Here is a 13,140-nt window from a genome sequence, read left to right as displayed (position 1 = left end):
TAGTTATAGACCCTTCAGATAACATAGTTTACATGACTTCATTTAATCGAGTCTCGCTCGTTTCTTCAATCGCATTTGAATGTTGAACCGAACCATTTTGAGATTCCTTTTCTTTACGAAATTTCTGTAACATTTCTAAAATCATCCATAAAGGTACACCTTTGTCTTTTAGCATTTTCCATAAGTCTAATTCGCTAAATTTATGATCCGCTTGTTTCATTTCTTGTTCAGGTGTACGAATATCAAATTTGATTAGATCATTAGATTTCTTATCTTCATGCTTAGTAGAAGAGATAGTATTATGCTCAAGATTAGATGGGGTTATTTTAGAAGGTTGAGATAATGTATGAATGTTTAATCCGACTTGCATGCTTTTTTCCTCCTTTTCAAGCAATGAAATTAGTTTTCTTATGATTTTTAAATCCATTTAACATGAGGAAACTATATTTAATTATAAATTCGAATAATCAGATTTACAAGTTGTGTTATAAAAAGTAAATGCTTACTAGAATTAATATTTATCAACATTTGTTTATGTTTTCTATATATACAACGTATATAAAATACTTTACATTATGTTTAAGTTGCAAACTAATTTTGTATTTTTTTTCAAAGATAAATGTAAACGTTTTATTGAGGGGGAGAAAGTATGGGGAAATTATTTTTAAAAGTATGTTTTTTCGCATTAGTGACTGTTTGTTCATTCGCAGCGAAAACAACATACGCTGAAGAGAGACAACAAAATAATTATCCTATCATTTTAGTGAATGGATTTGCTGGATGGGGTAGAGAGGAAATGCTAGGGGTAAAATATTGGGGTGGTGTTCATGATATACAAGAAGATTTAAAAAGAAATGGTTATACAGTACATACTGCAGCTGTTGGACCAGTTTCTAGTAACTGGGATCGTGCATGTGAATTATATGCGCAAATTAACGGTGGAATAGTAGACTACGGTGCGGCACATGCTGAGAAACATGGACATAATCGTTTTGGTAGAACTTATAGTGGATTTGCACCGAATTGGAGTGAAACAAATAAAATTCATTTAGTTGGGCATAGCATGGGTGGACAAACGACAAGAACATTAGTGCAGTTATTAAAAGAAGGAAGTTATGAAGAAAAAGATTATGTGAAAAATCATCCGAATACAAAGATATCACCACTATTTGAAGGTGGCAAATCGTATGTTCATAGTGTTACAACTTTAGCAACTCCTCATAACGGTACAACACTCGCGGACGGAAGTCTTCTGTTGCCGTTCGTTAAAGATTTACTCATTACAGCTGCAAGTTTAGGTGGAAACAATAATTTATCATTATATGATTTTAAATTGGATCAATGGGGTATAAAAAAGAATACTGGAGAGTCCTTTTTCCAATATACGGATCGTATTTTAAATAGTTCAATTTGGGAAAATACAAAAGATATAAGTCAATGGGATTTAAGTACTGATGGAGCAAAGGAGTTAAATAATTGGGTAAAGACGCAATCGGATGTATATTACTTATCCTATAGTGGACATGCATCGCAAGCAGCACCAATAACAGGTTTACATTTACCTCATATAACGATGAATAAAGTGTTAATGGGTAATGCATTTTTCTTAGGTTCCTATGCAAGATATGAAGAGAATCGAACATTAATAGATACTTCTTGGTGGCAAAATGACGGTGTAGTAAATACAAATTCTATGATTGCACCTTCATCTAATATTGCTGCAAATGATAATGAGTCTTTACAGGTTGGAAAATGGAATCATATCGAAACGAAAGCAAATTGGGACCATCTTGATATGGTAGGATTAAGCGTTTCAGACACGTTAGGTTTTTCTAATATTCAAGAGTTTTATAGAACAATTGCAGAAAAATTATCACGGTTACCGAAATAGATAATAATAAAGCGCTCTCGATGGAATTCGAGAGCGCTTTATATTATATTGAAAGAGGGATTTGGTAAAAAAAACATGGGGTGATCTTATGAAAATTCAAGTTGTATTATCGGGGTATGGGACAGTTGGTAAAGAATTTATTAAATTATTAAACGAAAAATATTTATATATAAATGAAACATATGGAATTGACTTAGTTGTTAGTGGAGTGATAGGAAGAAATATTGCAATACATAACGGGAAAGGTTTGCAGATTAATGATTTATTGACGTATGGTGATGGTTCTGCTGCAATTGAAAAATATATCGAACATTATCCAGAGGAACGCGGAACGATTAATATAAATGGTACTGTATTGGTTGAATCAACTGCTACAAATCTTAAAAATGGAAATCCAGGGAAACAGTATATGAAACAAGCTATTGAAAATCAAATGGATATAGTAGCTATTTCAAAAGGTGCACTTGTTACAGCTTGGAGTGAACTGAATACGGCAGCACGTATTTCAGGCTCACGCATTCGATATAGCGGTGCAACTGCCGCTGCGTTACCAACATTAGACATTGGACAACTAAGTTTAGCAGGTTGCCATATTGAAAAAATAGAAGGAATATTGAACGGGACAACAAATTATATTCTTACAAAGATGCATGAAGAATATAAGACGTTTGAAGAAGCATTGCAAGAAGCACAAAATAAAGGAATTGCGGAGACTAACCCGTTATTGGATATAAGCGGGATGGATAGCGCTTGTAAATTATTACTTTTGACGAATAGTTTAATGGGAAACGATTATTCACTCAAAGATATAAAAATAAACGGAATAGAGCACGTTACAACGCAACAAATTCAAAATGCAAAGGAACAAAATAAATCAATTAAATTAATTGCATCAGTATATAAAGACGATAATGGAAAAGTAAACCTTAGTGTACAACCTTGTAATTTAGAGAAAGAACATCCGTTAGCAAATATAAATGGCACGGAAAAAGGAATTACGTTCTTTACAGATACAATGGGACAAGTCACTACAATTGGTGGAGCTTCTAATCCACGCGGAGCTGCAGCAGCTGCTTTAAAAGATGTAATCAATTTATATCGAAATGATTTATAGGCTTTATAACCATACCGCTATTAATAAAAAATACATATGTAGTGGACCTTTTGAGAATGAAATAAATATGCAAAAATAATTGCAGGGGGTAAGAAATTGTTTAAAGATTTTAAAGTTGTAAAAGATCGTCCCGTTTATATTCAATTAAAGGATTATTTAAAAAAGATGATTATGAAAGGGCATTTGTTGGGGGACCAAAAAATCCCATCAACAAGGGAACTGAGTGAATTATTATCAGTGAGCAGAAATACAGTACTCTCTGCATATGCGGATTTAGAACAAGAAGGACTCATTTATGCAGTTAAAGGAAAAGGAAATTTCGTTGCGAAGGTGGATATAAGTAACACCTCGTCTGTTGAAATAGATTGGAAAAATAAACTTAATACAGTTACCACATTAGCGGATGAATTAGACTTAATGAAGCATGGAGTTCGCTGGGAAAAAGGAATGATTGTTTTTAATAGTATAGCCCCGGACGAAAAGCTATTTGATGTTGAAAATTTCAAAAGAGCTTTTCTTACTCGTATGTCCATTGAAGGGGATATCGTATTGAACTACGGATATGCAAAAGGTTATAGACCGTTAATGAATTATTTACTTCATTACATGGAAATGAAAGGTGTAGATATTTCGAACAAAGATATTCTAATTACAAATGGATTTACAGAAGGATTAGATATTGTGCTATCTTCTTTATCGAAGAAATCAGGGCGTGTTATTTGTGAGAACCCAACTCACCATGCTGCATTGAAGCTTTTTCGTTTACATGGACTTGAAGTTCATGGAATTAATATGAATGATGATGGTATTGATACGGATGAAGTAGAAAAAAGTTTGCGTGAAAAGGATTTTGATTTCGCGTATTTAATCCCTTCTTATCATAATCCAACTGGTATTGTTACGAGTTCGGAGAAAAGAACGGAATTGATGAGGTTATTTTCAAAATACAAGATCCCTATTATAGAGGATGGGTTTAATGAAGAATTACGTTATTCGGGTTCACATTTATCGCCATTATTAACTTTTGCAGGGGCTGGTAATAATGTGATTTATATTAGTAGCTTTTCAAAGGTACTTTTCCCTGGTTTACGTGTAGGTTGGATCATTGCAGATAAAGAACTGATACGTTATTTAGAAAGTGTTAAAAGAGCCAGAACCATTCACACATCTACGTTAGATCAAGCTGTTCTGTTTCAATATTTACATGAAGGATATTTTGAAAAATATTTAAAAAAAGCAAGATCTGTTTATAAGAAAAAATATGAGTTAGCTGTTGGGGCGTGTAATCAGTACATTCCGTTTAAAAGAATGACTGGAGACGGTGGACTTCATTTGTTTATAGAGTTGGAAGAAAAAATTCAAGCCCGCACACTTTTACAAAAGTGTTATGAGAAAGGAGTTACTTTTTCTCCTGGAGATGTTTTTTACTCTGATGGAGGAGGAGCGAACACATTCCGATTAGGATTTTCACGTTTGAAAGAACAGGAAATTGTTAGCGGGATTCAAATAATTGGTGAAACTTTAAAAAATGAAACTTGGAGTTGAGAAAATGAGAATTGGCGTTATTATGGGAGGAGTATCCTCTGAAAAACAAGTATCAATTATGACTGGGAATGAAATGATTGCACATTTAGATAAGAGTAAATATGAAATCGTTCCAATTACGTTAAATGAAAAAATGGATTTAATTGAAAAAGCGAAAGACATTGATTTTGCATTGCTAGCATTACACGGAAAATACGGAGAAGATGGTACGGTTCAGGGGACGCTTGAGAGTTTAGGTATTCCATATAGCGGCAGTAATATGTTATCTAGCGGTATATGTATGGATAAAAATATTTCAAAAAAGATTTTGCGTTATGAAGGAGTAGAAACACCAGATTGGATTGAACTTACAAAAATGGAGGATCTAAAGCTTGAGGAATTAGATAAATTAGGATTTCCGTTAGTGGTAAAACCAAACTCTGGCGGCTCAAGTGTTGGAGTTAAGATTGTCTATGATAAAAATGAATTAATCTCTATGCTAGAAACTGTATTCGAATGGGATTCTGAAGTAGTAATTGAGAAGTATATAAAAGGTGACGAGATTACATGTTCAATTTTTGATGGGCAACAGTTACCTATCATTTCGATTCGACATGCTGCTGTGTTCTTTGACTACAATGCAAAATATGATGATACTAGTACAGTTGAAGAAGTTATCGAACTTCCAGCTGAAATAAAGGAACGTGTAAATAAAGCGTCACTGGCTTGTTATAAAGCATTAAAATGTAGTGTTTATGCAAGGGTTGATATGATGGTGAAGGAAGGAATTCCATATGTAATGGAAGTTAATACATTACCAGGGATGACACAATCAAGTTTACTGCCAAAAAGTGCGGAAGCAGCGGGAATTAATTATAGCAAACTATTAGATATGATAATTGAAACTTCATTAAAAGTAAGGAAAGAAGAAGGTTTTTAAGGTAGTTATGTAATTAATTCTTTTGACAGTTCCACGAATTATGCTATGATAATTACAATACGACAACTAAATATTTGTCCACTAGGGGGGCCTTTTATAGGCTGAGATCAGATGAAATTTTGAGACTCTTAGTACCTGATCTGGTTAATGCCAGCGTAGGGAAGTGGGAAAGACGTTGCTATTTAACGAATAAATACTGTCAATTTCACTTTCTTTACGCCTGTAAAGAAAGTTTTTTTATTTTACAGCTTTAATAATTGTGGATAAATACGTATATTTTTTACATTATTTGGAGGGGGTTAAATGACTTTTTCACAATCATTACGTAAAGAAGTAGATTCAATTTGGGAAGCAAGTTTTAACCATCCTTTTGTAAAAAAACTAGGCGAAGGAACATTAGATTTAGCTAGTTTTCGATATTATGTGCTTCAAGATTCTTATTATTTGAGTCATTTTGCTAGAGTACAAACGTTAGGTGCTGCAAAGGCTCTTGAATTAGAAACGACAGCTCGTATGGCACACCATGCACAAAATACGTATGAAGCTGAGTTATCATTACATGAGAATTTCGCAAAGAAATTAGGGATTACAAAAGAAGAAAAAGATAATTTTATTCCTGCGCCAACTGCATATGCATATACATCTCATATGTATCGTGCAGCTTATGAAGGGCATTTAGGAGATATTATTGCGGCTATTTTACCTTGTTATTGGTTATATTATGAAATCGGTGAACGATTAAAAGAATGTCAACCAGAAGAGCCAATTTATCAAGAATGGATTTCTGCATATGGATCTGATTGGTTCCGTACTCTAGTAGAAGAGCAAATCACACGATTAGATACGATCGCTGAAAAAGTAACAGAGGCAGACCGTAATCGTATGAGACAACATTTTATTTTTAGTAGTCAATATGAATATTCATTTTGGGAAATGGCATATACATTAGAAAAATGGCCGGTGAATGAAGAAGTTAAAGGTGTTATTTAATTAAGAGTGTATAAAGGGTATCGCTATATAAAGAGGCGATACCTTTTATTATATTTAGTTTCTGTAATTTTTTTGTAAATCATAGATAAAAAATATAATAATTCATTATAATGATTTTATAATATAAAGTCCCATAAGGAGGTAGTTATATGTTAATAGTTACTTTATATTAATTTGATTTTAATAATGTTTTATTTGTATAAACAAATGTAATTTAGCTATTTCCTTTAATGTGCTTGGTTAAAAATTGATTCGTTAATGCTTAAAAAATTGGTATCTTTTCTAGTATTACTCATGATCAATATAAATTAAGAGAGGAAGTATTAATAATATGGAAAAATTACAGTTATTAGCATTTAAAAATATAGTAGAACCCCTCTATAATGAGAAAGTATCGTATATTTATTTTCCTATTGAATGGCTTGAGATTGTAGAGATACATTATAGAACATTTTTATTAACGAGCAAATTAAAACTTGTAAATGAAAGATTGTATGAAATGTTTTCTGATATATTATTCATTCAGCATAATCCATATATATTAAAGGAAGATACGCCCTGGATTGTAGCAAAAGAACCAATGAAACAAGAACAGTTAGACTATATTTTCCAAAGCTGGTATGAAGTTATTCATGATTGGAAACCTAATAAATTAATAGATCCACCACATTTAGAATGGCAGTATGATTTAATTAGTAATTTACCAGCATTACATGATAAAAAAACGTTTTCTAAATGGGTACCAGCTCTAATTACTCATATTTTTTGCGAACAGCCTTTACGTATGGAAAATAAAAATGAGGAAGAAATATATTTTTCACCACTGCGATCACAACATGTTTCTGAAGCGATGTCTGAGCCAATTAAAGATGAAGAAACACATGATTATTTCTCTTATGTATATCGGTTTGAATACGTAACTCGTGGAGGTGAGAATATTCCGCTATTAAAAGTATCTGTAGGGATTAGGAGGTTTTATCAACAATATAATCATAAAGATATCCCTATACTTTTAGGGCGAAAGCGGAGCCAAATACTGATTTCAACTCCTGAATTTGAATCAAATAATAAAAAGCAAAGATTTGTAAAGTTAAAAGTACAACAAGCTGTAAAAGGAATAAAGTGGATTAAACGTTTTAGAAATTTAAAAGATGATTATAGGATAGGGGGAGAAGTTAAATTAGAGAACATTCTCCAATGTCCGAAAGAGTATATTAGAGGAACAAAGATAAGAGTGCTTCTTCCATATAACGAAAATATATATAAAGTTCAAGGAACAAAAATAAAATTTGGTATAAAAGTAAGAGAAAAAGAGGAACTTTTTAATGAATTCCAACGAATATGCCCATATTTCACGTTACTTCCAGAATGTGAAAATGTATTAACTAATAATGAGAATGAGTTATTACCTTTATTTGCCCCAAAGGGATTAGACTCAATTACGTTAGAAGTATGGTCAGATGATATAGTAATAGAGATAGAACAAGCGTTATTAGATAGCAAAATAGTTTTAGCTCAAAACGGAGATTCCTCCTATGTATTAAATGCAGACAATCCGGTGTTGTTAAAAATAGTAAGATATAACATTAGGAAATTGTTACAAAATCCATATAGAATGCAATATAGCCATAAAAACAAAAAGAAACTAGTAGACGATGTCGTAAAAGCTGTACATGCTACGGCAGGTGAGCAAAATGAAATGAAATTAGCATTAATTGCAATAAAAAATTGTGATGGTCGCGAAAAAATTAATCCAAAGCAAATTATTCGGGAAGGATTCGCTCAAACGGAACGTATTTCAGCATTTATTAATTTATTTATCGGACAAAGTGTATCTAAAAAAGAAATTATTAATGCCATTCTTAGTTTGTTAGAACAAAAGGGATTCTTAAAGTGTAGTTGGAATAAGATAAAATTACCGGGGATAATTGTAAATTTATCAATTGAGAAAATGTCTAAATATGATTTCTTACCTATTTTTTCAAAAATAAATGGGAGAGAAATATTATATAAATTATATGGTCAAGAAGAATGGGGCACAATTGATCATACTTTATTAAATATAGGTAATAATAAAGTGTTTTTACCACAACCATCAAAAAGGAATGATATAGGAGTCAGTTTTAAACAATTTATGTCAGAAACATTAGTTGAAATTTCACAAGATGCACATAAACAAAATAAAGAAGTTTATTTTATTGTAGATGCCAATATGAGGAAATATTGGATAGAGGAATTGCAAAATAAAAGCGTTAATATTGGGGTTTCACCTGAAATAATCCCAAATTTAAAAGAGGATATAAACATAATTAGAATTAATACTAACTCAGATGTACCGAACTATATTGTTAGAGACCAAGAACATGTTATGAATGAAACGAGATTATTTGTAGATCAAATGGGAATTTACTATAGCACGGCTGCATACGAATTAGATTGTAATGAGATAGTACAGCAGTACATACTCGAAGTTATCCCGCTTGGTGTAAAATCTGAAGAGAGAGAAGAAATCGCCAAAATGATACATTACATGTGCTGTAAATCAACCTTGCTCTCAGAACAAAATATTCATAATACGTATGTAATGCATATGGCTAAATTAATTAAAAACTATACTACCGATATTGATTCAAGGGAGTTTAAAGAATTCAATGACGAATTAGATGAAGATGTAATAATTTTAGAAAAAGAAGATACATTGATATTAATATAAATAATATTGTACAAATCCTGCTAGTAATAATGAGCAGGATTTGTCATTTTTTCATGTAAATAAGGCTATCCTTTGTCATGTATCTTTTCTTTTACGTATTTACTTTATTTACATACAGGATTAAGATGTTTTTTAGAAATACAAAAACTACATCATATGGAAAAGCGATTTTTATTAATTGAAAAGAAAATTTGAAAGGAATGGGGAATTGTGAAGAAATTAGATGTATTATTAATGCTACTGAGCGGCCTCTTTCCAATTGCAGGAATGTTAAAGCAAATCCCTCTTGAACAATCTTTATATATTGGAGGACTTTTATTTTTTACTAGTTTCGGTAGTTACTTTGCGAAAAAGATATATTCACGTATATGTAGCTGGATAGCGTATGCACCATTTATAACATTACTGTTAGTTATTTGGAATCAGGATATTTCAATAAGTTCAATAATAGCGAACGCGAAAATCGCCGCTTGCATTGCGTTAATTCCGTGTTTATTCCGGTTTCGTACATACGGGCTTACTTTGGGCTTATTCTCATTATGGGCCGCGTTACTATGGGATATAAAAGAAGTGCAGTCGTTAGTCATACTTGAGCGTATGATGAATTTAATGACAAGCCATTACTTATATATTCTCCTTTTAGTTGGAGGACTTATATTAGGTGGATTACTTGCGATGTTATTACACCGTAAAGAGAAAGACACTAATAAAGAAAATACAAATCTATTTAAACAAAAAAAGAAACGTAAAAGGCTATCATTTAAGATCCGCTTTCCAAGATTACCGAAATTTAAGATGAAATTATTTAAGTTTGGTGGAAAAGGTTCTAAACGTAAAACGCCAGAAATAATGCATGAGCGTAATAACGAAGAACCAGTTGTAACATATGAAATGGCAGAGCAAATAGATCAATATAAAGAAAGTACTGTTCAAGGACAAACTAGGATGGAACGTCGAAAAAATAGGTATAATGCATAATAAATTTCACTAACCCCTTAATGATTTATCGTAAAATTGATAAATCATTAAGGGGTTTTTTATGTAATTAAATATAGATTGCGTATGAAGGATTCATAGCATATTTTAAAGGTAATGATTTAAATAAAATAATGGGAGGACAAAATGCTTATTGTTACATATATTTCTGTTTGCATATTATTCTTAGTTAGTTTTTTACATGTTTATTGGGCTTTCGGAGGTAAGTGGGCGACAAATAGTGTCATTCCAACTAAAGCTGGAGAAAAGGCGTTTACACCAGGTACAGGAATGACATTGTTCATTGCGTTATTATTAAGTATGGCAGCAATGATTTTATTACAACAAGCAAATATTGTTCATTCCGCACTTCCCAATGTTTTTGTTCAAATGGGATCCTGTGTTTGTATGGTTGTTTTTTTCATAAGAGTAATTGGTGAGTTTCATTATTTTGGTATCTTTAAACGAAAAAAAGATACGCAGTTTGCTAGAATGGATACTGTTTTACATGTACCACTTTGTGCATTTTTATCTTTATCCTTCTTATTAGCAATAATAACGTGAACATATAACCAGCATTATTTTAATACTTTATTACAAACTAAACTAGGGATTTATACGGCAACAGAGATGATTAGATAAGCAGTACCCTCTACCATTTGCTTTAAATAACAAGTTATTGGTGCGGTTAGAAAATGAATCTCTTCAAACTATTGATGGTTGTATATCATGTCTACATTTTATGTTAGATATAAATTATGAGAAAATAAAACATTATGGATCGAGCACAAGTAGGTCATTTGTTCCATTATCGCAATCTTCAATTTGTCTTGCTGATTGTGTTTGTTTAACAGGAGTTGTATTGGGGTTACTAGGAACAGTGACATTTGGAGGATTAACGTTATCTGTATGTTCTCTTACATAAAGAAAAAAGGACACCCACTTAAGGTGTTTTTTTTAGTTACTTAGGAGAGCTTTTGAGATAGGAGGGACATGGATTCAAATCTATAGTTACACATTTTTATTGTGTTGTGTAACTCAAAAAGGAAAGTATCAGCAACTGCTTATTTTGTATGACTATAAACATTGGCTATTTTGGAGCTGTAATAGAATGCTTAGAAGGGGGCAAAAAATGGTGTGTGAAATATTAATAAAAAAGGACAAGCAGTCGTACCTACTGTCCTTTAAAGGAGAAAAGTCTTTTGGTTAAGAACTACGAATAAACAGAAAATCTGCTTGTAATTAGTTTTATCCCAAATATACATACCTATACAAAAAGGGATAAGCTCAAAAATACTTATCCCAGGAAGGGATAAGCTCAAAAATACTTATCCCAGGAAGGGAAATCCCAAACACCAAAATGGCTTGTATTGGTATACAGGTTCAAAAGTAGTATATGTCAAACGAAAAATCTCATACAAAAAGCAGACAATCAAAAGTATTGTCTGCCAGAAAGTCGGATGAATTAGCCAACTGTGAAAAATTGCTTTCCCACTTCAAGAAGAGTAAAGGCAACAAATTTGAAAAAAATAACAATCATAATTTATCCTGCGTTATTGATGGGATATTATGTTTTACTTAAGGGCTTATGCGGAAAGTTTGATGAAAAATTCTTTCATTAAAAGTACGATTCCTAGCAGAAACAAGACTTCAATTGAGAACCAAAACATACTTTTGTGAGGTTTTTTAAACTCCATAATAATTGATGAAAATAAAAAAATTGCGATAAGTATGGTGATTAAGAGTCGGATTATATCAACCATTAATAACACTCCTAATATTTAATCAGTACTATTATGTAATCTTTTCCTAAGATGTATAATTCTAGAAATATTCTATTGAAATTTTAATGAAAAGAACAGGTGGTGTTTAGTAGCTTTTTTCTCAAAATCATTTCAAACGTGTAGTGGGAAGTGATAAAAGTGATAAATCCACGTTTTAATAAAAGGATGTAAGCGTATTTTTAGCGAATTATAGATAATTAAGAGAGGCGGTGACACTATGAAGTATGTAAAAGTCAGTATGAATGGTGGAAGTGAGCACAAATTCTCAATGACTTTAGAACGATTTGAAGAGTTTATTACTACAGAGAATGGATTATTAGAAAATAAATTAGTTTGTATTGAAAATGTAATGATTAACCCTACTAATATATCTTCTGTAGTTGAAAAAATTGGTGTACCTGCTAAATTTATGGAAGTTTAAAGGTAATTAGATAAAAAACATCCATGGGGATGTTTTTTGTTTATAAATAAAGCAATTGTACAATGAAAGTATGAGGAAATTTTATTAGTAATAATGTAGGCTATTAAGAATGAATGGATATAGAAAGGTCTTTTCTAGCGTGTTAGTTACTCCAATGTGTATGTATCTATTTGGCATCTAGACATTGTGCTTTCTAGTGCACAATGTAATAAGTATAAGCATATAGTATGTAATAGGACAAGATCTTCGTGTCCTACTAAATACTCAGAAAAAACCTCTAATCACATTAGGGCATCCAATAGCAGGGTGCTCTAATTTTTTATGAAAAATGTAGTTTCACAACGGTTTCGTTTCAATTATAGTTTTCTTTAACGTTAATAAATATTAAGATTAATATGATAGCAATAATTAAATTAGACAAATAGAAATTTTGGTGACACAGTAGTTCAAAGATGACATCGAATGTATACAATAAAGCGACAGCAGGTAATATACAAATAAATATAAATCTCCAATTTTTTAAATAATGTTTATAATTAGTAAGTACTTTCGCCATTAATATTGCTCCTGTATTTTTTATTTTCTATATAATTATACATTTAAATAAAAAGATTTACAAAGTGTTTAAAAATTATTTAGCAACTAATGTGATTTTGGGAGATAAATAAGGAGGAAGAAAAAAATATTATAGATCTATAGATTGAGAGGAACATAGAGAAAGCTTTTGTTAAAAACTTAGATGGCTGCAGCAATCTGTGTAATAAACGATTTGATTTTAAAAAGACTTT

General features: G+C 31.5%; 11 protein-coding genes, 1 pseudogene and 1 riboswitch. Of the genes and pseudogenes, 10 read left to right on the top strand and 2 right to left on the bottom strand.

The window, feature by feature from the left end:
* Positions 1-28 precede the first annotated feature (28 nt).
* Entirely contained in the window at positions 29-370 is a 342-nt protein-coding gene (locus tag MKY90_RS13705; protein WP_341091577.1) for a DUF3914 domain-containing protein, read from the bottom strand.
* A 279-nt stretch (positions 371-649) separates the two neighbouring features.
* Between MKY90_RS13705 and MKY90_RS13700 the strand changes: the two genes are divergently transcribed.
* From MKY90_RS13700 to MKY90_RS13655, 10 genes and pseudogenes are all read left to right on the top strand, one after another.
* Positions 650-1,891, top strand: coding sequence for an esterase/lipase family protein (locus MKY90_RS13700; RefSeq protein ID WP_002085203.1), 1,242 nt, complete (start codon positions 650-652; stop codon positions 1,889-1,891).
* 88 nt (positions 1,892-1,979) lie between these two features.
* The gene (locus tag MKY90_RS13695; protein ID WP_341091574.1) at positions 1,980-3,005 is read left to right on the top strand and encodes a homoserine dehydrogenase; all 1,026 of its coding nucleotides are present in this window, start codon (positions 1,980-1,982) and stop codon (positions 3,003-3,005) included.
* Between the two features lie 96 nt (positions 3,006-3,101).
* Entirely contained in the window at positions 3,102-4,550 is a 1,449-nt protein-coding gene (gene pdxR, locus MKY90_RS13690) for a MocR-like pyridoxine biosynthesis transcription factor PdxR (protein WP_341091572.1), read from the top strand.
* Between the two features lie 4 nt (positions 4,551-4,554).
* Positions 4,555-5,469, top strand: coding sequence for a D-alanine--D-alanine ligase (ddlB, locus tag MKY90_RS13685; RefSeq protein ID WP_002013134.1), 915 nt, complete (start codon positions 4,555-4,557; stop codon positions 5,467-5,469).
* Positions 5,470-5,542: 73 nt separating this feature from the next.
* A riboswitch (TPP riboswitch) is annotated at positions 5,543-5,648 on the top strand.
* Positions 5,649-5,772: 124 nt separating this feature from the next.
* On the top strand, positions 5,773-6,459 hold the full coding sequence (gene tenA / locus MKY90_RS13680) for a thiaminase II (protein ID WP_002032475.1): 687 nt from the start codon (positions 5,773-5,775) through the stop codon (positions 6,457-6,459).
* Positions 6,460-6,790: 331 nt separating this feature from the next.
* A complete protein-coding gene (locus MKY90_RS13675; protein WP_341091570.1) occupies positions 6,791-9,172 on the top strand; it encodes a pPIWI_RE module domain-containing protein in 2,382 nt (793 codons plus the stop codon).
* Positions 9,173-9,382: 210 nt separating this feature from the next.
* Positions 9,383-10,150 (top strand): DUF3959 family protein, encoded by a 768-nt coding sequence (locus tag MKY90_RS13670; protein ID WP_002070031.1) that lies wholly within the window; start codon positions 9,383-9,385, stop codon positions 10,148-10,150.
* Between the two features lie 144 nt (positions 10,151-10,294).
* Entirely contained in the window at positions 10,295-10,711 is a 417-nt protein-coding gene (locus tag MKY90_RS13665; protein ID WP_341091568.1) for a DUF3995 domain-containing protein, read from the top strand.
* 70 nt (positions 10,712-10,781) lie between these two features.
* Positions 10,782-11,072: pseudogene (locus tag MKY90_RS13660) on the top strand (homoserine dehydrogenase); the annotation flags it as partial.
* Between the two features lie 1,076 nt (positions 11,073-12,148).
* Positions 12,149-12,352 carry a hypothetical protein gene (locus tag MKY90_RS13655; RefSeq protein WP_002085220.1) on the top strand — a complete coding sequence of 68 codons (204 nt, stop codon included), beginning with the start codon at positions 12,149-12,151 and terminating at the stop codon, positions 12,350-12,352.
* A 352-nt stretch (positions 12,353-12,704) separates the two neighbouring features.
* Here the strand turns inward: MKY90_RS13655 and MKY90_RS13650 are convergent, their stop codons facing one another.
* Positions 12,705-12,908, bottom strand: coding sequence for a hypothetical protein (locus MKY90_RS13650; protein WP_002085221.1), 204 nt, complete (start codon positions 12,906-12,908; stop codon positions 12,705-12,707).
* Positions 12,909-13,140: the final 232 nt, after the last annotated feature.

This window comes from Bacillus sp. FSL P2-0099 (genome assembly GCF_038007445.1).
In the GTDB taxonomy this organism is placed as follows: Bacteria; Bacillota; Bacilli; order Bacillales; family Bacillaceae_G; genus Bacillus_A; species Bacillus_A mycoides.
This window is presented reverse-complemented; position numbering and strand designations above follow the sequence as displayed.

What these genes read in the sequence shown, in the direction of transcription:
- MKY90_RS13650 (WP_002085221.1), bottom strand. Translation starts at nt 12,908, where the DNA reads ATGGCGAAAGTACTTACTAATTATAAACATTATTTAAAAAATTGGAGA.
- MKY90_RS13705 (WP_341091577.1), bottom strand. Translation starts at nt 370, where the DNA reads ATGCAAGTCGGATTAAACATTCATACATTATCTCAACCTTCTAAAATA.
- MKY90_RS13700 (WP_002085203.1), top strand. Translation starts at nt 650, where the DNA reads ATGGGGAAATTATTTTTAAAAGTATGTTTTTTCGCATTAGTGACTGTT.
- tenA (WP_002032475.1), top strand. Translation starts at nt 5,773, where the DNA reads ATGACTTTTTCACAATCATTACGTAAAGAAGTAGATTCAATTTGGGAA.
- MKY90_RS13695 (WP_341091574.1), top strand. Translation starts at nt 1,980, where the DNA reads ATGAAAATTCAAGTTGTATTATCGGGGTATGGGACAGTTGGTAAAGAA.
- MKY90_RS13665 (WP_341091568.1), top strand. Translation starts at nt 10,295, where the DNA reads ATGCTTATTGTTACATATATTTCTGTTTGCATATTATTCTTAGTTAGT.
- MKY90_RS13655 (WP_002085220.1), top strand. Translation starts at nt 12,149, where the DNA reads ATGAAGTATGTAAAAGTCAGTATGAATGGTGGAAGTGAGCACAAATTC.
- ddlB (WP_002013134.1), top strand. Translation starts at nt 4,555, where the DNA reads ATGAGAATTGGCGTTATTATGGGAGGAGTATCCTCTGAAAAACAAGTA.
- MKY90_RS13675 (WP_341091570.1), top strand. Translation starts at nt 6,791, where the DNA reads ATGGAAAAATTACAGTTATTAGCATTTAAAAATATAGTAGAACCCCTC.